17 protein-coding genes and 1 pseudogene are annotated in these 19,036 nt (G+C 72.8%); 7 read left to right on the plus strand and 11 right to left on the minus strand.

All coding sequences use genetic code 11. The features are described 5' to 3' along the window. The first annotated feature begins 80 nt into the window (after window positions 1–80). Both HDA32_RS16755 and HDA32_RS16760 read left to right on the plus strand, forming a co-directional pair. Window positions 81–1,433 carry an FAD-dependent oxidoreductase gene (locus HDA32_RS16755; protein WP_179646743.1) on the plus strand — a complete coding sequence of 451 codons (1,353 nt, stop codon included), beginning with the start codon at window positions 81–83 and terminating at the stop codon, window positions 1,431–1,433. Window positions 1,434–1,972: 539 nt separating this feature from the next. After that, complete coding sequence (locus tag HDA32_RS16760; protein WP_312863211.1) at window positions 1,973–3,766, plus strand: penicillin-binding transpeptidase domain-containing protein; 1,794 nt, start codon at window positions 1,973–1,975, stop codon at window positions 3,764–3,766. A 306-nt stretch (window positions 3,767–4,072) separates the two neighbouring features. Here the strand turns inward: HDA32_RS16760 and HDA32_RS16765 are convergent, their stop codons facing one another. Together HDA32_RS16765 and HDA32_RS16770 are read right to left on the minus strand one after the other, a co-directional pair. Next, complete coding sequence (locus HDA32_RS16765) at window positions 4,073–4,387, minus strand: DUF3040 domain-containing protein (RefSeq protein WP_179644085.1); 315 nt, start codon at window positions 4,385–4,387, stop codon at window positions 4,073–4,075. Window positions 4,388–4,541: 154 nt separating this feature from the next. Continuing rightward, window positions 4,542–6,167 carry a glycoside hydrolase family 10-like protein gene (locus HDA32_RS16770; protein WP_179644086.1) on the minus strand — a complete coding sequence of 542 codons (1,626 nt, stop codon included), beginning with the start codon at window positions 6,165–6,167 and terminating at the stop codon, window positions 4,542–4,544. 198 nt (window positions 6,168–6,365) lie between these two features. On the opposite strand from HDA32_RS16770, the gene HDA32_RS16775 reads away from it, so the two are divergent. After that, window positions 6,366–6,734: an ArsR/SmtB family transcription factor gene (locus HDA32_RS16775; RefSeq protein ID WP_179644087.1), complete on the plus strand. Its 369-nt coding sequence runs from the start codon at window positions 6,366–6,368 to the stop codon at window positions 6,732–6,734. Then, the gene (locus HDA32_RS16780; RefSeq protein WP_179644088.1) at window positions 6,731–7,384 is read left to right on the plus strand and encodes an SRPBCC family protein; all 654 of its coding nucleotides are present in this window, start codon (window positions 6,731–6,733) and stop codon (window positions 7,382–7,384) included. Before HDA32_RS16775 ends, HDA32_RS16780 begins: the two co-directional genes overlap by 4 nt. Before the next feature lie 281 nt (window positions 7,385–7,665). Here the strand turns inward: HDA32_RS16780 and HDA32_RS16785 are convergent. Then, window positions 7,666–8,052 (minus strand): annotated as a pseudogene (locus tag HDA32_RS16785) (VOC family protein). Between the two features lie 15 nt (window positions 8,053–8,067). Then, the gene (locus HDA32_RS16790; RefSeq protein ID WP_179644089.1) at window positions 8,068–8,457 is read right to left on the minus strand and encodes an integrase core domain-containing protein; all 390 of its coding nucleotides are present in this window, start codon (window positions 8,455–8,457) and stop codon (window positions 8,068–8,070) included. Window positions 8,458–8,754: 297 nt separating this feature from the next. Between HDA32_RS16790 and HDA32_RS16795 the strand changes: the two genes are divergently transcribed. Next, the gene (locus HDA32_RS16795; protein ID WP_179644090.1) at window positions 8,755–9,807 is read left to right on the plus strand and encodes an Rv2578c family radical SAM protein; all 1,053 of its coding nucleotides are present in this window, start codon (window positions 8,755–8,757) and stop codon (window positions 9,805–9,807) included. A 44-nt stretch (window positions 9,808–9,851) separates the two neighbouring features. Next, complete coding sequence (locus HDA32_RS16800) at window positions 9,852–11,117, plus strand: isochorismate synthase (RefSeq protein ID WP_179644091.1); 1,266 nt, start codon at window positions 9,852–9,854, stop codon at window positions 11,115–11,117. 45 nt (window positions 11,118–11,162) lie between these two features. Here HDA32_RS16800 and HDA32_RS16805 read toward each other — a convergent pair whose 3' ends face one another. The 7 genes from HDA32_RS16805 to menB all read right to left on the minus strand — a co-directional run bounded on the left by HDA32_RS16805 (window position 11,163) and on the right by menB (window position 17,406). After that, window positions 11,163–11,771: a hypothetical protein gene (locus HDA32_RS16805; RefSeq protein WP_179644092.1), complete on the minus strand. Its 609-nt coding sequence runs from the start codon at window positions 11,769–11,771 to the stop codon at window positions 11,163–11,165. Window positions 11,772–11,773: 2 nt separating this feature from the next. Then, window positions 11,774–12,109, minus strand: a complete 336-nt coding sequence (locus HDA32_RS16810; protein ID WP_179644093.1) for a PadR family transcriptional regulator — start codon at window positions 12,107–12,109, stop codon at window positions 11,774–11,776. Window positions 12,110–12,210: 101 nt separating this feature from the next. Beyond that, window positions 12,211–13,017: a cupin domain-containing protein gene (locus HDA32_RS16815; RefSeq protein ID WP_246334385.1), complete on the minus strand. Its 807-nt coding sequence runs from the start codon at window positions 13,015–13,017 to the stop codon at window positions 12,211–12,213. A 97-nt stretch (window positions 13,018–13,114) separates the two neighbouring features. Next, a complete protein-coding gene (locus HDA32_RS16820) occupies window positions 13,115–13,267 on the minus strand; it encodes a hypothetical protein (RefSeq protein ID WP_179644094.1) in 153 nt (50 codons plus the stop codon). Window positions 13,268–13,576: 309 nt separating this feature from the next. Continuing rightward, complete coding sequence (menD, locus tag HDA32_RS16825; protein WP_179644095.1) at window positions 13,577–15,241, minus strand: 2-succinyl-5-enolpyruvyl-6-hydroxy-3-cyclohexene-1-carboxylic-acid synthase; 1,665 nt, start codon at window positions 15,239–15,241, stop codon at window positions 13,577–13,579. A gap of 234 nt (window positions 15,242–15,475) precedes the next feature. Continuing rightward, a complete protein-coding gene (locus tag HDA32_RS16830; RefSeq protein WP_312863212.1) occupies window positions 15,476–16,474 on the minus strand; it encodes an o-succinylbenzoate synthase in 999 nt (332 codons plus the stop codon). Between the two features lie 92 nt (window positions 16,475–16,566). Continuing rightward, window positions 16,567–17,406 carry a 1,4-dihydroxy-2-naphthoyl-CoA synthase gene (menB, locus tag HDA32_RS16835; protein ID WP_179644096.1) on the minus strand — a complete coding sequence of 280 codons (840 nt, stop codon included), beginning with the start codon at window positions 17,404–17,406 and terminating at the stop codon, window positions 16,567–16,569. Between the two features lie 263 nt (window positions 17,407–17,669). Here menB and HDA32_RS16840 point away from each other — a divergent pair, with 263 nt between their 5' ends. Beyond that, a complete protein-coding gene (locus HDA32_RS16840) occupies window positions 17,670–18,869 on the plus strand; it encodes an AMP-binding protein (RefSeq protein WP_179644097.1) in 1,200 nt (399 codons plus the stop codon). Window positions 18,870–19,036: the final 167 nt, after the last annotated feature.

Below are 19,036 nucleotides of genomic sequence, written 5' to 3' on the forward strand. Positions count from 1 at the left end.
CGCGCGGCACGACTCTTCCTGCGTCCGTGCCGCACGATTAGACGCGAAGGATGGAGATGTCAATGACGCGTCCACTGCGAGTGGGCATCGTGGGGTCGGGACCCGCGGGTATCTACGCCGCTGATCTGTTGACCAAGGACGACACCCTGACCGCTAGCGGAACGCCGCTCAGCATCGACATTCTGGACAAGCTCCCCTCCCCCTACGGGCTGGTCCGCTACGGCGTGGCGCCCGACCACCCGCGGATCAAGCAGATCCAGGGGGCCCTGCACAAGATCCTCGACAAGCCGGGGATCCGCTTCCTCGGCAACGTCAACTACGGCGTGGACCTCAAGCTGGAGGACTTGCGGCGCCACTACGACGCGATCGTCTTCGCCACGGGCTCCGACCGCGACCGCCCCCTCGACATCCCGGGGGCCGACCTGCCGGGCAGCCACGGCGCCGCCGACTTCGTCTTCTGGTACGACAGCCACCCCGACGTGCGCGACACCTGGAAGGTCGACGGCAGCAGCGTCGCGGTCATCGGCGCCGGCAACGTCGCGGTCGACGTCGCCCGGATCCTCGCCAAGGACGCCGACGACCTGCTGGCGACCGACATCACCGACAACGTGCACCAGGGGCTGCGGACCAAGCAGGTCACCGACGTGCACGTGTTCGCGCGGCGCGGGATCGCCCAGGGCAAGTTCACCCCGATGGAGCTGCGCGAGCTCGACAAGCAGCCCGGCGTCGAGGTGATCGTCTACCCAGAGGACTTCGAGCTGGACGAGGCCGCCCTCGCCGCGATCGAGGAGTCCAACCAGGTCAAGACCAACGTCAAGGTGCTGCAGAACTGGGCGATCCGCGACCCCAGGGGCGAACCGCGCCGCCTGCACCTGCACTTCCTGCACCGGCCGGTGGAGATCCTCGGTGACGAGCGCGTCAGCGGCCTGCGCACCGAGCGCATGGAGCTGACCGGCGACGGCAACGTGCGCGGCACCGGCGAATTCGTCGACCACGAGGTGCAGGCCGTCTACCGCGCCATCGGCTACCTCGGCTCCCCGGTCGCCGACCTGCCCTTCGACGAGGAGCGCGGCGTCATCCCCAACGACGGCGGCCGCGTGCTCGACCTGGACGACCGGCCCGTCCCCGGCGTCTACGCCACCGGCTGGATCAAGCGCGGCCCCGTCGGCCTCATCGGCCACACCAAGGGCGACGCCCTGGAGACCGTCGGCAACCTGGTGGCCGACCGCGCGTCGTTCACCCCCGCGCCCGAGCCCGACCCGGAGGCGTTCACCCGCCTGCTCGACGAGCGCCGGGTGCCCTTCACCACCTGGGAGGGCTGGCAGCGGCTGGAGGCGCACGAGGAGTCCCTCGGCGAGTCCCGGGGCCGCAAGCGCGTCAAGGTCCTCGACCGCGAGGAGATGACCCGGATCTGCCGCGACGAGCCGGCCTGATCGGATTTTGACCGCCGCGTTCGCGGGGTGGGGCTTCCAGGGCTCGGGCCTGCGGTGCCGCCGGCGGCCTGCGCGCACTGCGACAGCCGGCCCCCTGCGCGAACGCGACCGTCGGACATCGGTGGGTCCGGATCCGGCCACACCGCGATCCGACCGCGTCACACCTGGTGAGGGCCCCGCCCCGGCGCGGGGCCCGCGCTGTTTCCGGCCCGGCTCCCCCGTTCCCCTCGCTACTGTGAGCCAGGTAACCGGGATTTCCTCCGGGGGAGGAGGAACATCCCCCGGCCCCGATAAGTTAGAGTCACTGGTGGTCGGTGTGGTAGCAAGTGTCCCCCGGGCCTCACCTATAGCCTTCGCGGAATACCGCGTGCGGCTCCCGCTCCGGCGGGTGACCGCACGGCCTCGGAGCCGCGTTGTGCACCGCGCCGAGAGGCGACCGCCACACCGGCCACACATCTTCTCGCCCGTGCCCCGCGCCTTCATCGGACCATGAGGACGCGGGGCACGGTCGTCTCGGGTGCAGGGAAGGACGCGATCGCGTGGACGACAGATGGCCCCCCGAAGGCGGGGAGAACCCGCCTGCTCCGCCCCCGGATCCGAACGGCGACACCCCTCCGTATCAGAACGAAGACGCTGCGCGGTACGCCGCGTCCCCGGCCGAGGCGGCGCCCCCGGCGCAGAAGCCGCGCCGCTCCCGCACGGGCCTCCTCATCGGCGCCGTCGTCGGCGTGGTGGTCCTGGTGCTGATCGGCGGCGGGGTCTCCTGGTACGTGCTGTCGATGCCCGAGCCCGAGGACGCGGCGGCCTCCTACGTCGAGGCCTGGAGCTCCGGGGACCACTCCGCCGTGGCCGGGCTGGCCACCGGTGACGGGGTGGCCGAAGCCTACGCCCTGGTCGCCGAGAACCTGGGCGTGGAGGCCGCCGACGTCAGCCTGGCGGGCGCGGTCACCGACGAGGGCGACACCGCGACCGCACCCTTCAGCGCCACCCTCACCCTGAGCAACGCCGGGGAGTGGAGCTACGAGGGCGAACTGCCGCTCACCCGCGTCGACGGCGAGTGGAAGGTCGACTTCTCCCCCGCCGTCATCCACCCCGAACTCGGCGACGGCCAGACCCTGACCCGGGCCAACGAGTGGGGCGAGCGCGGCCGCATCCTGGCCGCCGACGGCTCCCGGCTCGACACCGACACCGCCTCCGGCTCGATCCAGATGCTCACCGGCCGGATCGGCACCGTGGCCGAGGAGGACCTGGAGGACCTCGGTCCCGCCTACGAGGTGGGCGACCCGACCGGCAAGGGCGGCATCCAGCAGACCTACGAGGAGCGCCTGGCCGGCAAGCCCGCGACCGAGATCCAGGCGGTGGCGATCGGCCAGGACGACTCCGAGGAGGCCGAACCCGCCGTCGTCGACACGCTCGGGGGCGAGGACGGCCAGGACGTCACGACCGGCATCGACCCCGCTGTGCAGGACGCCGCGGCCCAGGCCATCATCGGCCAGGACGAGCCCACGGCGCTGGTCGCCGTGCGTCCCTCCACCGGCGAGATCCTCGCCGCGGCCAACGTGCCCGGCGGCTACAACCGGGCCATCGAAGGGCAGTACGCCCCGGGCTCGGCGTTCAAGGTCGTCAGCTACGAGGCACTGCTCAACGCCGGGCTGAGCATGGACGACACCATGAACTGCCCCAAGACCGCCGACGTCGGCGGCTGGCCCTTCAAGAACGCCGGCGACGCCGCCTACGGCGAGCAGAGCGTGACCGAGGCGTTCGCGACCTCCTGCAACACCGCCCTGGTCCAGGAGGTCGCCGAACGGCTGGATCCCCAGACGTTCACCACCGCCGCCGAGAACTTCGGGATGAACTCCGATCTCAAGATCGGCGTCCCGACCACCCAGCCCTCCTTCCCCACCCCCGACAGCACCACGCTGCTCGCGGCCTCCAGCATCGGCCAGGGCCGGGTCCTCACCTCGCCGCTGCACATGGCGACCGTCCCGGCGGCGGTCGCCGACGGGTCCTGGCGCTCCCCCGTCCTGGTCACCGACCCGGCGGTGCCCGACCAGCCCGAGCCGCACCAGATCGGCAACGCCGAGGCGCTGCGCTCCATGATGCGCGCGGTCGTCACCGACGGGACCGCCGAGGACGCCGGGTTCTCCGGCGAGGTCTACGGCAAGACCGGCTCGGCGGAGTTCGGCACCGCCGAGGAGGGCGAGGAGTTGGAGACGCACGCCTGGTTCGTCGGCTTCGAGGACGACATCGCCTTCTCCGTCGTCGTCGAGGGCGGCGGTGGCGGCGGCTCCGTCGCCGCGCCCCTGGGAGCGAAGTTCCTGCAGGGCCTCTAGATCGGTGATGGGCGTGGAGGCTGTGGCCGCGGCTCTCCGTTCGCCACCGCATGACCTGGGAAGGCTGCCGTCAGCGCGCCGGCGCCGGCGGCGCGAACGGGCACGCCGCACGTGCGCACCGGGCCCCCGCCCCCAACGGGCCGGTGCCCGCGAAAGCGGTGACCCGAGACCTCTCGCGTCGCCGGGCGCTGCGCGCCGACGACAGTCCCACCAGGTCGGCAGGACCACAGCAGGACCTGGAGACAACGCAGCCCCTCTCCCGATCACCGATCCAGGAGAGGCCCGGGCGGAGCCGCCTCGGTGCGACTACCGGGCCGGCTCCGCCTCCGGCTGCGCGGCATCGGGCACCACGGCCTCCGGCGCGCTGCTCGGCTGCGGCGTCGCCTCGGTGGGACGGCCGGGCGTGACCGTGAACAGCATGACGAGCAGGCCGACCACCACGGCCGCGATGAGGCCGCACACCGCCCAGGGCTTCCACCCGCCGCCCCGGCGCTCCTCGCCTATCAGACCGGGGTCGTCGGCGCCGAACGAGGTGAGGTGCCCGGCGAGTTCGGGATCGTCCTGACTGAGGCGGTGCTCGATCTGGGCGAGAATCCGCCGCTCGTTCTCTCTCAGAGCCATTGCACCCTCCTCGGCCTGTGGGGATCCGTCAGCGCTGGTGCGTGCCTTCAGGTCTGCCCTTTGTACCCGGATTTCTATCCGTGTTCGCGCGAGGAATTCATCCTGTTTCACGTTTTGTTCGCCGATTCGGCGGCGCCGCCTCCGCGGCCTCCGTTCACGGGGTGACGACGGGAGCCGGTGCGCTCTCGGTCCGGTAGGCGTCGAGCGCGGTCACGTAGTAGCGGGCCGGGCCGTCCAGGGGTGCCTCGTCGACGTAGCCCTGCGCGCCCTCGCCGTCGGCGCCGACCACGCCGACCAGGTTCGCGGCGTCGTTGAGCGCGCACAGGTCCTCCCCCTCGCCCGCCATCCGGTAGACGGCGAACATGCGGGCCTCGTCCCCGGCCTGCCACTGCAGCCGGATCCGCGAGTCCGAGCGCTCGGCCCGCAGGCCGGTGACGGGGGCCGGCGCCGCCGGGGCGCCCTCGGCGCGCGGCGGGAGTGCGGGGCGCCGGTAATGGTCCCGGCCCAGGCGCTCCATGGCGGTGGCGGCCCGGCCGCCGAGGTCCTTCATGGAGAAGTAGACGTCGCCGGTGACCTCGGGGTGGCCGGTGTTGAAGTCGAGCTGGCGGGCGAGCGCGTCGTCGCCCTTCCAGTCGGCTTCGCCCACCCTGTAGGCGGCCTGGCCGATGTAGAGGTCGACGTCGGTGCCGGCGACCTCGTCGGCCCACCACGGCACCAGCTTCTCGTAGTCGGCGGTCTCGAACCCGCGGTGCCAGTAGAGCTGGGGCGTGACGTAGTCGACCCAGCCCTCCTGGATCCAGGTGCGGGTGTCGGCGTACTGGGCGCTGTAGGACTCCAGGCCGCGGGTGTCGGAGCCGGACGGGTCGGACTTCTCGTTGCGCCAGATGCCGAACGGCGAGACCCCGAACCGCACCCACGGCTTGGTCTCGTCGATCCGCTCGTCGATGTCGGCGACCAGCCTGTTGACGTTGTCGCGCCGCCAGTCGCCGCGGTCGTCGAACTCCCCGCCGTGCTCCTCCCAGCTCGCGTCGTCGTCGAACTCCTCCCCCTGCTCGGGGTAGGGGTAGAAGTAGTCGTCGAAGTGCACGCCGTCGATGTCGTAGCGGTCCACGACGTCGAGCACGACGTCGCCGACCCATGCGCGCACGTCGGGGTTGCCGGGGTCGAAGTAGCCCTGGTCGGCGTACTCGATCAGCCAGTCGGGGTGCTTCCTGGCGGGGTGGTCGTCGGCGAGGTTCTCCAGGTCCGGATCCCTCCACCCCACTCGGTAGGGGTTGAACCAGGCGTGCAGCTCCAGGCCGCGCCGGTGCGCCTCGGCGACGGCGAACTCCAGCGGGTCGTAGCCCGGATCGCCGCCCTGCTCGCCGGTGAGGTAGCGGGCCCAGGGCTCCTTGTCCGACGCGTAGACGGCGTCGGCGGTCGGCCGGACGTGGAAGAAGACGGCGTTGAGGCCGAGCTCGACGGCCCGGTCGAACTGGGCGACCAGTTCCTGCTGCTGCTTCTCGGCGCTCAGGCCGGCCTTGGACGGCCAGTCGATGTTGCGCACCGTGGCGATCCACGCACCGCGCAACTGCCGCTTGGAGTACTGCGCCTCGGCCTCGCAGTCCTCGGGGATCTGCTCCAGGGATCGGTCGGCGCCGGTCGAGGGCGGCATCGGCAGGGCGCTTCCGGCCACGCCGTTGGGGGCCGGGTTGGGCACCGCACCGGAGGGAGCGCTGACGCACGCCGCCATCAGCGGCACCGCTGCGAGCACGCCCGCGGATCGTCCCAGCCACCCCATACCGCTCTCCCCGAAACCACTTCGTTACCTTCCGGTCCGAGGACAGCCTAAGGGCCGCCGGGAGCGATCGGTGCGACAACACCCGGACGGGGCGGTCGCAGGGCCGCGGTGCGCGTGGCCGGGCGCGCCGGTCCGGGGAGCACCGCACACGCTCATTAAGATCTGGCTTATATAAGTGGCGCCTGGTAAATTCGGGCCATGCACGCGTTCGACGTGCTCGGGGACCCGGTGCGCCGCAGGATCCTCGAGCTGCTCGCAGACGGCGAAATGACCTCAGGCGCGGTGTGCGAGGTCGTCCAGGAGGAGTTCGCGATCTCCCAGCCGGCCGTGTCGCAGCACCTCAGGGTGTTGCGTGAGAACGGCTTCGCGACGGTGCGCCCCGAGGGGACGCGGCGCCTCTACTCGGTGAACTCCGAACCGCTGCGCGACGTCGACGCGTGGCTCGACCGCTTCCGGCGCTTCTGGACCCCGCACCTGGACGCGCTGGCGACGGAGCTGGCCCGGGGCAGGCGCGAACGCCGCCTGCGCGACTCCGGCGAGGAACCGAACCAGAGGAGGACCCCATGATCGACGTCACCCACCAGATCAGCGCCGTGCGGCGGCGGGTCGGCACGCGCACGCTCGAAGCGGGCGAGGCGCGTGTCGTGACCGTCGCCCAGACCTACGACGCCACCGTCGACGACGTCTGGGACGCCTGCACCAGCGCCGAGCGCATCGCCCGGTGGTTCATGCCCGTCTCGGGCGACCTGCGCGTCGGCGGGCACTACCAGCTCGAAGGCAACGCCGGCGGAACGGTCCAGCGCTGCGACCCGCCCAAGGGCTTCGCAGCCACCTGGGAGTACGGCGGGGAGGTCAGCTGGATCGAGGTCCGGCTGACCGCCGAACCGCAGGGCGGGACCCGGTTCGAGCTCGAACACGTCGCCCACGTCGACGACGAACGGTGGGCGGAGTTCGGACCGGGCGCGGTCGGCATCGGCTGGGACATGGGACTGACGGGCCTGGCCCTGCACCTGGCCTCCGGAGAGGCCGTGGACGCTGAGCAGGGCGCGGCGTGGGCGGCGTCGGAGGAGGGCAGGCGGTTCATGTCGCTCAGCAGCCGAGAGTGGTGCGACGCCAGCATCGCGGCCGGCACCGACGAGGCCGAGGCCCGGGCCGCGGCGGAGCGCGTCACGGCCGCCTACACCGCCCCCGCTCCCGACGAGTCGGCCGACTCCTGACGCCTCCCGGCATCCGGCCGTCCGGTCCCGCCGCACGCTCGACGGGACCGGACGGCGGTGGTGGCGCCCGCGTTCGAGGGGCCGAAGAGCCGTCCGGTGACGCCCTCGGGCCGACGGCCCGCCGCCCGGGCGCGCACACGCCTTTGTCATGAGCCAAGAAGTCGGCAGAGTTCGGTCTTGCTCGGGTCGGGATCCTCCATCTTCGGAGGGGCTCCCCGTCGTGTTCGCGTGAGCGTGGGTAGGCGACCGGAAGTAGGCCCGACGCGGTGTGCGGCCTCCGATCAGGGGCGGCGGCCCGCAAGGACGCAGAACTCGTTCCCCTCTGGGTCGGCGAGTACGACCCAGCTCTCATCGCCTTGGCCGACCTCGACGTGTCGAGCACCCAGGTCGAGCAGGCGACGAACCTCTTCGTCTTGCTCCCTGTCGGTTGGGTTGACGTCGATGTGGAGCCTGTTCTTGACGGTCTTGCCCTCGGGCACGTGCGCGAATGTCAAGGTCGGTGGCACTGGGCCAAGGTGGTTCTCGCCTTCAGGCACCCTAGGGGAGCCAATTGTGACAACTCCGCCGTCTTCGTCTTGCACCTCGTAGTCAAGGACCGAGCATCAGAACCGGGCGAGACCGTTGGGATCGGCACAGTCGATCGCAAGCTCGGTGAACTTACTGGCCATGTCAGGACCTCCCGGTCAAGTAGCGGGTCCGCCGAAGGCCACACGCCGACCGCGGTGTTCGACGACGAGGTAAGCCGCACGTGGTGTGCGTTCGTCGAGGGCCTGGTGGGGTCGCAGAGTGTTGTAGGCGTGGCGGAACAGGTTGACTTCGACGGCGAGGGCGCTGCCGTCGCCGATGGTAGCGCGGTAGAGATGCTCGTACTTCAGCGTGCCGAGAAACCGCTCGACCACGCCGTTGGCCTGTGGGCTCCTCACCCGTGTGCGGACGTGGCGGAACAGCGGGTCGTCGCCGGCGAACGCGTCAGCGAAGGCCACGCCGCGAAAGCATGGCCGGTTGCCCGCCACGACGGCGATCGGAGCGGGTGCTCCACCGATCACGTAGTCGCCGGCGACGACGGCCTCCATCACGCCGCGGTCGGCACGGAGGCCGCCGAGGTCGAGGACGCCCCATGCCGACGTGCTGCCTCGGCCGGCGACAACTCGCCCTTCAACACGGCCAACACGGCCTGGGTCTGCTCGTCCACCGACACCTGCCGTGACGGCTTCCGCGGTCTGCTCACCCAGCCTCCCCGACCCCTCAACTCGGCCTCCTGCCGGAAAGTCTGACTCACTCCATCCTTCCCGAATTCGAACACGTGTTCTATAGTGTGTGTCGACACGGACCCGTGTGTCCCGGAAGGCCGGGGCGACCGAGGAGGCGCTGTGCGCTGGGAGCACCTGCGGTTGGACGGAGCGGAGGAGTCCCCGGCCCTGATCGAGCGGGGCGCCGTCACCCGCGTCTTCGACACCCCCGGCTTCCGCGGAATGACGTTCTACGAGGTTCGGGCGCGGTCGATCATCAACGAGGTCCCCGGCGCGTCACGGGTGCCGTTCCGCTTCACGGTCAACCCCTACCGGGGGTGCAGCCACGGATGCGTGGGGTGCTTCGCCCGCAACAGCCACACCTACCTCGATCTCGACTCCGGGCACGACTTCGACTCCCGCATCGTGGTGAAGGTGAACGCGCCAGAAGCGCTCCGGCGGGAACTGGCCACGCCCAAGTGGCGGGTGCGCAACGCCGGCGAGCCCATCGCCCTGGGCACCAACGTCGACTGCTACCAGCGCGCCGAAGGCCGCTACCGGCTCATGCCCGGGATCATCTCGGCCCTGCGCGACACCGGGCACCCGTTCTCGATCCTCACCCGGGGCCCGCTGATCCTGCGCGACCTCGACCTGCTGGCCGACGCCGCGCAGCACGTCGACGTCGGGCTCAACGTCTCCGTGCCGTTCGTCGACGACGGGCTGTCCCGGCTGTTCGAACCCGGCGCGGCGAATCCGAGCGCCCGGCTGAGGATCTGCGCGGCGCTCACCGAGCGCGGCCTCGACTGCGGCGTGCTGATGGCGCCGATCCTGCCCTACCTCAGCGATTCACCGAGGCAGCTGGCCGCCACGGTGCGCGCGATCGCCGAGGCCGGCGCCACCCGCATCATGCCCATCGTGCTGCACCTGCGCCCGGGCGCACGCGAGTGGTACCTCGCCTGGCTCAGGGAGCACCATCCCGGTCTGCTCCCCCGCTACGCCGAGCTGTACCGCGGCGGCTCCTACGCCCCGAAGGCCTACCAGCGCCGCATCGCCGAACGCGTGCGCGCGCTCGCCCGCGAGCACGGCATCGGGCGGCACGCCCCGACGGCCCGGTCGGCCGGACCGGCCGAGTCGGTCCCCGAGGCCCCGCGCGCGCCGCAGCGTCCGCGGGCCACCCAGCTCAGCCTGCTGTGACCACCGCGCACTCCGGGCCGTGGGCACGCCTACACTGAAATGTCGTGAGTGTCGCCCTTGAAACGCCGCAGCAGCTGACCGTCCGCACCGTCGCCCTGCCGGACGGCCGCGATCTCCTCACCCACCTGCCGGAGCGCACGCCCCTGGCGTGGATCCGGCGCGGTGAGGGACTGGTCGCCTGGGGCGAGGCCGCCCGGCTGACGCTGCCGGCCGAGAGCGACGGCTCGGGCGCCGAACGGTTCCGGGCGGCGGCGCACTGGCTGTCGGCGATCATGTCCGGCGCCGACATCGACGACGCCGTGGGGCTGCCCGGCACCGGGCCGGTCGTCTTCGGCGGCTTCACCTTCGACCCCGGTTCGCCCGACTCCACCCTGGTTCTGCCCCGCGTCATCGTGGGGCGGCGCGGCGGGCGGACCTGGCTCACCACGGTCTGCGACCGCCCGGGGGCCCACCCCAGCGACATCCTGACCGCGATGACCCCGGTCCGGCCGGTGGGGCCGCTGCACTGGTCGGAGGGCACGCTCAGTACACCGGAGTGGGGCGACGCGGTCGCCTCGGCCGTGGCGCGCATCCGCGGCGGCGACCTGGACAAGGTCGTGCTGGCGCGCGACGCGCACGCCGAGGCCGACTCCGACATCGACGCCAGGGCGCTGCTGGCCCGGCTGACCCGCGACTACGCCGACTGCTACGCCTTCTCCGTCGCCGGGATGGTCGGCGCGACGCCGGAGCTGCTGATCAGGCGCGAGGGCGACGCGGTCACCTCCCTGGTGCTGGCCGGGACCCGGCCGCGCGGCGCGACGTGCGAGCGGGACGGGGAGCTGGCGGCGGAGCTGACCGGGTCGGACAAGGACGTCGAGGAGCACGGCTACGCCGTCGACTCGCTGCGCGAGACGCTGTCGCCGCTGTGCTCGGCGATCGAGGTGTCGGAGGAGCCCGAACTGCTGCGGCTGGCCAACGTGCAGCACCTGGCCTCGCCCGTGCGCGCCACGCTGCTGCCCGGGGCCTCGACCCTGGACGTGGTCGCCGCGATGCACCCGACGGCCGCCGTCGGCGGCACCCCCACGGCGACGGCGATGCGGGTCATCCGCGAGCTGGAGGGCATGGACCGCGGCCGCTACGCCGGCCCGGTGGGCTGGGTGGACGCGCACGGAAACGGCGAGTGGGGGATCGCGCTGCGCTGCGCCGAGATCGAGGGGCGCCGAGCCCGGCTGTTCGCCGGCTGCGGCATCGTCGCCGGCTCCGACCCCGAGGCCGAACTCGCCGAGGCCGACTCCAAGTTCCGCGTGATGCGCGGGGCGCTGACGGACTGAACCGCGATACGGACGCGCATCCGCGGAAGGCGGGAGCGGTGCAGGTCAGTCGGGCAGCCGGTGCATGCGGCCGTCCGGGCACCTCTGCCGGGTCCACTCCAGGGAAGTGCCGTCGGGGTGGAAGCCGTGCTTGCGCAGGATCCTGCGGCGCCCGAACCCCAGCGTCGCCCACGTCAGCGCGACGGTGACCCCGCCCCAGACACCTATCACGGCCGCCAGCGGAACGCTGCCCAGGTCGACCCCGAAGGAGTACACGTCCCTCGGCTCGAAGAAGACGGTGTAGACGCTCTCACCGGATCCGGTGAGCCAGAAGAACGGTATGAGGAGCAGGAAGTAGAAGGACAGGGACGTGGCGGACGTCCGGAGGCCGAACCAGCGCCCCAGTACCTCGTCGCGGACCCACATCCGGTACCGGAACGGCACTCGGACGCCGAGGAGCCGGTAGGCCAGCCAGCGCGGGAAGGGCGGGCGCTCCCTGAGCCGGGTGAGCAGCCCGGCCTTGACCAGACCCCACCGCTCGGCCCGGCTCACCTCCAGCTCGTCCAGCTCGCGCAGCTCCAGTGCGGTGGCGATGATCTCCTCGCCGTGGCGCTCCCGGTAGTGCGGGGGGTACCAGCGCAGCGCGCGCCGCAGCTCCCATTCGTATCGGTCCATGGTCAGAGGGCTCCCATCCCCGGCTGCGGGCGCGGGGCCAGGAGCCTGCGGGCGAGCGCGGCCAGGCGCGCCAGTCGCTCGGTCTCCTCGGCCAGCACCCGCTGCCCGTCCTCGGTCAACCGGTAGTAGCGGCGGTTGCGGCCGTTGACGATCTCCTCCCTGGACACCGAGACCAGCCCCTCACCGGAGAGCCGGTCCAGCGCGCCGTACAGGGTGCCCGCGCCGATGCGCACCCGGCCGTCGGAGAGGTCACGCACCGCCGTGATGATCGCGTAGCCGTGCCGCGGCCCCTCGGTGAGGGCCAGCAGCATCAGGTAACTCTGCTCTCGCAATGCCATACTCGGTATATATCAGCAAGCGATATATATCGGCAATGGCCAACCGAGGTCGGCCGCAAAAGGCCAAAGGGCCGGAGGAGCGGCCCCGGCGCCCGCCGCCCCTACCGCTCCTGCGGCTCCACCTCGAAGTCGGCGAAGTCGAAGCCGGGCGAGACGAAGCAGCCGGCCACGCTCTCCTCGGCACCGACGGGGCGGGCGCTCTGCCAGGTGCCCGCGGGCACGACGGCCTGCAGTAGCTGCCCGGACTCCACGGCCGGGCCGAGGGTGGCCTCGCGTCCGGGAACCGGCCGCCGCCCCGTTCCGCCGAAGGACAGGATCAGCGGGCCGCCGCGGCTGAACACCCACACCTCGTCGGAGCGGACCCGGTGCCAGCGCGAGGACTCGCCGGGGCCGAGCAGGAAGCAGATTCCGGTGGCGGTGGGGCGGCCGCCCGGGTAGCCCTCGGGGGCGACCTCGACCGGCGAGCGCCACGTGGAGCGGTACCAGCCGCCTTCGGGGTGCGGCAGCAGGTCGAGCGCCTCCGCGGTCGCACCGCGCTCCTCGAAGGCGGTGAACACGCCACCGGGGTCGCGGCGCGCGTGCCGCACGCCGACGACGGCCTTCTCCGGGATCGGCCCGTAGACGTGCGGAAACCGCACGTCCGCGGCCACGCCGGGCGGCGGCGCGGGATCGGCGGCCTCCCAGCGCACCTCGGCGTCCAGCAGGTCGGTGTCCAGGACCAGCGCGACCTGCGGCTCGCTCACCCTGCGGTAGAAGGCGTTGGCCACAGCCAGCATGGTGTCGGCATCGGGCGAGGCGTGCGCGAACCCCTCGGTGCGCAGGGACTCCGGGACCAGCTCCCCGCCGCGCTCCCGCCATTGGCGCAGCGACGTCATGTGCAGCACGTGGTGTGTCGTGGAGACCGTCATGCGGCCCAGCATCCCCGACCCGGCCGATCCCTCTCAACCCGGGGACGGTCGCTCCCCGTTGCGGGCTCCGCCGAAAGCGGCCTCGGCCCCTCCCGGTTCACGGCTGGAAGACGTCCCACAGGATCCGGACGGCGAGGAGGACGATCCCCGGTAGCAGCCGGGACGGCCACGCATTCCGCAACCCGCGCCGCCGCCCACCGGGCTCCTTCTCCCCGTTCCTCTTCTCATCGCGCTCGCGCTCCTCTGCCATGCCCCCTCCATTTCTTTCATGTGCATCAGCAAGCGCATCTGCCAATGCAGATGCACGTGCATTAAGTGCAGAATACAGAAGAGTGCGCCGACTCACACCGCCGAGCGCGGGGCTCCGGAGACGCCGACGGCCCCGCACGAGCGGATCCGGCACCGCGCGCCGCTCCCCGCCTCCCTCTCAAGTCCATGGCCAGGGATTTCTCCGGTTCCGGGGCCAAGGTCCCGGACCAGAACCATCCGGGTGCGCGTGCCGAGGGTGATGATTGTGTCTCTTACCGGACACCCTCCGGGCGCGCGGCGGCCTCGGGCCTCACCCCGTCACCGCTCGGCGGACCTCCTCCTGGAGGGTGCGGCGCAGGGCGGCGGAGCGGGTGCGGTCGGTGCGGACCTCGACGACGCGCAGTCCCTCCCCCAGCAGGGTCTTGGGCAGGTCGGTGGCCCATTCCAGGCGGGTGTAGGGCAGGTCGGCGACGGCGGCCGCCCGCTCCATGGAGACCCCGTGGGGGGTGCCGAACACGCGCTCGAAGTCGGGGTGGCCGGCCTGCTCCAGACCGGAGAAGATCCCGCCGCCGTCGTTGTTGACGACGAAGATCGCCAGGTCGGGCCGGGCCTCGCCGGGGCCGAGGATCAGGCCGTTCTGGTCGTGCAGCATCGCCAGGTCGCCGATGAGGGCGAACCCGCCGCCTCCGCCGTCGCGCTGGTGGGCCAGTGCGGCGCCGATCGCGGTCGAGACCGTGCCGTCGATCCCGCTCACCCCCCGGTTGCCGATGAACCTGGCGCCGCAGCGGGCGTGCATCGCGGCGTCGAGGTCGCGGATCGGCATGCTGGAACCGGCGAACAGCAGGGAGCCGTTGGGCAGGTGGCCGGCCAGGTCGCGGGCCAGGCGCAGCTCGCTCAGCGACTCCTCGCCGTCGAGCAGCGCGTCCATCGCGGCGCGCGCGGCGGCCTCCGCCTCCTGCCAGGAGCGGGCCCACGCCGTGCCAGGGTCGGCGTCGGGCGCGGCCGCCACGGCCGGCACCATGTCGGTGGCGGTGCGCACCGGGTCGGCGAACGCCCGCGGCTCGCCCACGACCACGTGGCGGGCGGCGTGGCGCAGGTAGCCCAGCAGTTGCCGGGACAGCCCCGGGCGCCCGACGCTGACCACGATCTCCGGCTCGTGCGCCGCGGCGAACTCCGGGACGGCCAGCAACTGGCGGTAGGTCGAGACCGCCTCGCCGCGCCGGCTGTTGGAGGTGGGTTCGGCGAGCAGCGGCCACCCCGTCGCAGCGGCGAGCGCCAGGTAGGGGACGGGGTCGTAGTCGCCGTCCCCGCACACGATGACGCCGCGCTGCACCGGGGGCAGCACCAGGGGTTCGGGCTCGTCGAGCGGGCTCCGAGTCCGGATCCAGGTCCGGCCGTCGCCGCGCCCCTCCAGCGGCTCCGGCCACGGCTGCGAGGAGTCGTCGGGGACCAGCGGATCGCGGAACGCGAGGTTGAGGTGGACCGGCCCGGGGTGGCGGCCGCCGGCGACCGCCCAGGCGCGGCAGGCCAGCGAGCGCCAGTAGGCGACCATGCCGGCCACCGGGTCGGGCACCCCCACCTCGGTGAAGGAGCGCACCGCCGAGCCGTAGAGCCCGATCTGGTCGATCGTCTGGTTGGCGCCGGTCCCGCGCAGTTCGGGCGGCCGGTCGGCCGTCAGCACCAGCAGCGGGACCCCGCTCTGGTCGGCCTCCAGCACCGCGGGGTGGAAGTTGGCCGCGGCGGTGCCCGAGGTGCACACCAGCGCCACCGCGCGCCGTGAGGCGCGGGCCAGGCCGAGCGCGAGGAACGACGCCGAACGCTCGTCGATGCGGACGTGCACGCGGATGTCGGGGTGGGCGACGAGGGCCAGCGCCAGCGGAGTGGAGCGCGACCCCGGCGCGACGACGGCCTCGGCCAGCCCGCACCGGGCCAGTTCGTCGACGAGGACACGCGCCAGGGCGGTAGACGGGTTCATTCGCACTCTCTTGTCGTCAAGACTAACCAGTTATACCCGCAAAACCGGCGCGGGCCGACCCGCATCGGAGGCGCCGGGGGCGGGCGCCGCGCAGCCGCCACCGGCGAAGCGACGGTCTGCATCACTGGCACTCCATCCCTTGACAACGGGTGTTTCGGGCGACTTCATCCGGCGCGGGGATGAGCGAAGCCTCACGTCCGGGCCGGACGCCGGACCGCCGCCGACTGCGCCCGATCAGCCGGTGCGATCGTGCTTCCCCGCTTCCACTTCCCCCGCGCGCGCCCGCCATTCGCGGCGGGCGGCGGCCATGCGCTCCAGCCAGGCGTCCGGTTCGATCTCGACGTCGGCCAGCAGGCGCGGGTCGACCTCGGGGCGGCGCACCGGCAGGTGGCCGTCGACCGGCAGCAGCGGCTCGGCGCACACGTCGGCCTCCAGCAGCCGCATCGTCGCCAGACCGCAGGCGTAGGGCAGGTCCGGCAGCGCCGCGGCCAGCGCGACGCCGGCGGCGAGCCCGACGGAGGTCTCCACCGCGCTGGAGACCACGACCGGCAGGCCGCACGCCTCGGCCACCCGCAGGGCGGCCCGGACCCCGCCCAGCGGCTGGACCTTCAGCACCACGACGTCGGCGGCTCCGGCCGCGCGCACCTTCAGCGGGTCCTCGGCCCGGCGGATCGACTCGTCGGCGGCCACCGGGACGTCCACCCGCCGGCGCACCCGCGCGAGCTCCTCCAGCGTCGCGCACGGCTGCTCCACGTACTCCAGGTCGAAGCGGTCGAGCTCGCCGATCATGCGCACCGCCCGGTCGACGTCCCAGGCGCCGTTGACGTCGATGCGCACCCTGCCGCCGGCGCCGATGGCGTCGCGCACCGCCTCGACCCTGGCGATGTCCTCGGCCTCGCTCTGCCCCTTCTCCGCCACCTTCACCTTGGCGGTGCGGCAGCCGCCCTCGGCGACGATCCGGGCCGCCTGCCGCGGTCCGACGGCCGGCACGGTGACGTTGACCGGGACGCGGTCGCGCACCGGGGCGGGCCAGCCCAGCTCGGCGGCCTCGTGGCAGGCCGCCCACCAGCGCGCGCACTCGGAAGGCGGGTACTCGGCGAACGGGGAGAACTCCCCCCATCCGGCCGCTCCGCGCACCAGGACGCCCTCGCGGGAGGCCACGCCGCGGAACCGGGTCCGCATCGGTATCGCGAACGCCCGCCCGGCGGCGTCCCGCGGTGGGGGCTGTGCCACGCCGCTCCTCCTCCCGCCGGTCCCGGCCCTTCGGACTCCACCGACGCGCTCTGGGCCGACTCGGGCCGACAAGATCAAGATCGGCGCAGGGGCTAGGGGCGCCGGGGGAACCTGTCGAACTCGGGGCGGCGCTTCTCCTTGAAGGCGTCGCGGCCCTCCTGGGCCTCCTCGCTCATGTAGAAGAGCATGGTGGCGTCGCCGGCGAACTGCTGCATGCCGGCGGCGCCGTCGCTCTTGGCGTTGATGGCGCCCTTGAGCATGCGCAGCGCCAGCGGCGACTTCTCCAGCATCTCGCGCGCCCAGGTGACGGTCTCCTCCTCCAGGCGCTCAAGGGGGACGACGGTGTTGACCAGGCCCATGTCCTGGGCCTCCTGCGCGCTGTACTGACGGCACAGGTACCAGATCTCGCGGGCCTTCTTCAGGCCGACGGTCTCGGCGAGCAGCCAGGAGCCGTAGCCGCCGTCGAAGGAGCCGACCTTGGGGCCGGTCTGGCCGAAGCGGGCGTTGTCGGCGGCGATGGTCAGATCGCAGCAGACGTGCAGCACATGCCCGCCGCCGATCGCGTAGCCGGCCACCATGGCGATCACCGGCTTGGGCAGGCGGCGGATCTGCACCTGCAGGTCGAGGACGTTGAGCCGACCGATGCCCTGCCTGGCCACCGTGTCGTCGCCCATGTAGCCGTCGTCGCCGCGGATCTTCTGGTCGCCCCCGGAGCAGAACGCCTGGTCCCCGGCCCCGGTGAGGATGATGACGCCCACCTCGGAGTCGTCGCGGGCCGCGTTGAACGCGTCCTGGAGCTCGAAGAGCGTCTGCGGGCGGAAGGCGTTGTGGCGCTCCGGCCGATTGATCGTGATCTTGGCGATGCCCTCGGCGGTCTCGTAGATGATGTCGGTGTAGTCTCCGGACCGCTGCCAGTCGATCACGCTGCTCACGCTCTTGCCTCTCCTTGACGCCACATTGCGGCAGGGGGCGCACGCCCGGCCGCACGTCAGGGACCGGCAGCCGAGGCGAAACACTCCGCTCTTCGGGGGACAACCCTAACGGCCCCGCCACAGAGCACTGTACGACCAGCGCCTTCACACATTACCGGCGGGTTGGGCACAAGGCGGCTCCTCCCCCGCTCCCGCAGCGCAGCGGCCCCGCCGCCGCCCCGCTGTTGCCGCACCCCGCCGAAGCGGGTCTAACCTTGGTGAACGTGCTGAACCGACCGTTGCAGGCGGTGGTCGGACTCGACGGAGCCCTGCTCACCGAACTCCTCTCCGAAGCCCTGGCCGGGCGCGGCCCCGCGCTGCTGCCCATCGCCGCCGACACCCCGCCCCCGCGCGTGCGAGCGCTGCTGGAGGCCATGCGCCCGGCCACGGTGCGCACGCCCGAGGGCGTCACCGGCGTGGCCGGCGGCGCCGGGATCGCCGACGACACCGCGCTCGTCATCGCCACATCGGGGTCCACGGGCACGCCCAAGGGCGTGGAGCTGTCGGCGCGGGCGCTGCTGCACTCCGCCCGCGCCTCGATCGAGCGGATCGGCGCCGGCCCCGGCGACGCGTGGCTGTGCGCGCTCCCCACCAGCCACATCTCCGGCCTGCAGGTGATCGTGCGCGCCCTGGCCGCCGGGACCGAGCCCATCCACCGGCGCTTCGACGCCGCCGACACCATGGCGGTGGCGGCCCGGCACCGCGCGCACGTGTCGCTGGTGCCCACCCAACTTCGGCGGCTGCTGGCCGCGGGGGCCGACCTGTCGCTGTTCGGCACGATCGTGCTGGGCGGGGCCGCGGCCGACGAGGGGCTGCTGGAGGCCGCCCGAGCGGCCGGCGGCCGGGTCGTCACCACCTACGGCATGAGCGAGACCTGCGGCGGCTGCGTCTACGACGGCGTCGCCCTGGACGGCGTCACCGCCGGGATCGGCGACGACGGCCGGGTGCTGCTGGCCGGACCGGTGCTGTTCAGCGGCTACCGGCTGCGCCCCGACCTGACGGCCGAGCACCTGCGCGACGAGGGCGGCCGGCGCTGGTTCCGCACCGGCGACCTGGGGCGCCTGGACGGCGAGGGCCGGCTGCGCGTCCGGGGCCGGGTCGACGACGTCATCAACACCGGGGGCCACAAGGTGGTGGCCGGTGAGGTCGCCGCACTGCTGAACCGGCTCGGTTCCGTGGCCGAGGCGGCCGTGGTGGGCCGGCCCGATCCGGAGTGGGGGCAGCGGGTCACCGCGGTCGTCGTGCCCACTGCCGGCGACGCCCCTCCGTCGCTGGCGGAGCTGCGCTCGTGGGTGCGCGCGCACCTGCCGGCCTACGCGGCCCCCCGCGAGCTCGACCTGCGCCCGGCGCTGCCGCTGCTGGCCTCGGGAAAGCCCGACCTCCAGGCGCTGCGCTCGCCCGCCGCGGCCGGCCGGGGGGAATGATCCGATCCGGATGGGGCAGAAGAAGCAGCACGCCGAGCGGCCGGAACAGGTCTTTACGCCTTCGGGGGGAACTCAGCGGACCCCGCGGGCGTCTACCATTCAACCGCTCGGATCCGGGCGAAGGAGGCGGCGGTGCGGACCAGACGAAGACACGTGGCGAGCGGCCG

Source organism: Spinactinospora alkalitolerans (assembly GCF_013408795.1).
Taxonomy (GTDB): domain Bacteria; phylum Actinomycetota; class Actinomycetes; order Streptosporangiales; family Streptosporangiaceae; genus Spinactinospora; species Spinactinospora alkalitolerans.

Bases quoted from the DNA above. Each gene is read 5' to 3' on its own strand.
- HDA32_RS16780 (WP_179644088.1), top strand. From the start codon at position 6,731: ATGATCGACGTCACCCACCAGATCAGCGCCGTGCGGCGGCGGGTCGGC.
- HDA32_RS16815 (WP_246334385.1), bottom strand. From the start codon at position 13,017: ATGACGGTCTCCACGACACACCACGTGCTGCACATGACGTCGCTGCGC.
- HDA32_RS16775 (WP_179644087.1), top strand. From the start codon at position 6,366: ATGCACGCGTTCGACGTGCTCGGGGACCCGGTGCGCCGCAGGATCCTC.
- HDA32_RS16810 (WP_179644093.1), bottom strand. From the start codon at position 12,109: ATGGCATTGCGAGAGCAGAGTTACCTGATGCTGCTGGCCCTCACCGAG.
- HDA32_RS16805 (WP_179644092.1), bottom strand. From the start codon at position 11,771: ATGGACCGATACGAATGGGAGCTGCGGCGCGCGCTGCGCTGGTACCCC.
- HDA32_RS16790 (WP_179644089.1), bottom strand. From the start codon at position 8,457: ATGGAGGCCGTCGTCGCCGGCGACTACGTGATCGGTGGAGCACCCGCT.
- HDA32_RS16765 (WP_179644085.1), bottom strand. From the start codon at position 4,387: ATGGCTCTGAGAGAGAACGAGCGGCGGATTCTCGCCCAGATCGAGCAC.
- HDA32_RS16770 (WP_179644086.1), bottom strand. From the start codon at position 6,167: ATGGGGTGGCTGGGACGATCCGCGGGCGTGCTCGCAGCGGTGCCGCTG.
- menD (WP_179644095.1), bottom strand. From the start codon at position 15,241: ATGAACCCGTCTACCGCCCTGGCGCGTGTCCTCGTCGACGAACTGGCC.
- HDA32_RS16820 (WP_179644094.1), bottom strand. From the start codon at position 13,267: ATGGCAGAGGAGCGCGAGCGCGATGAGAAGAGGAACGGGGAGAAGGAG.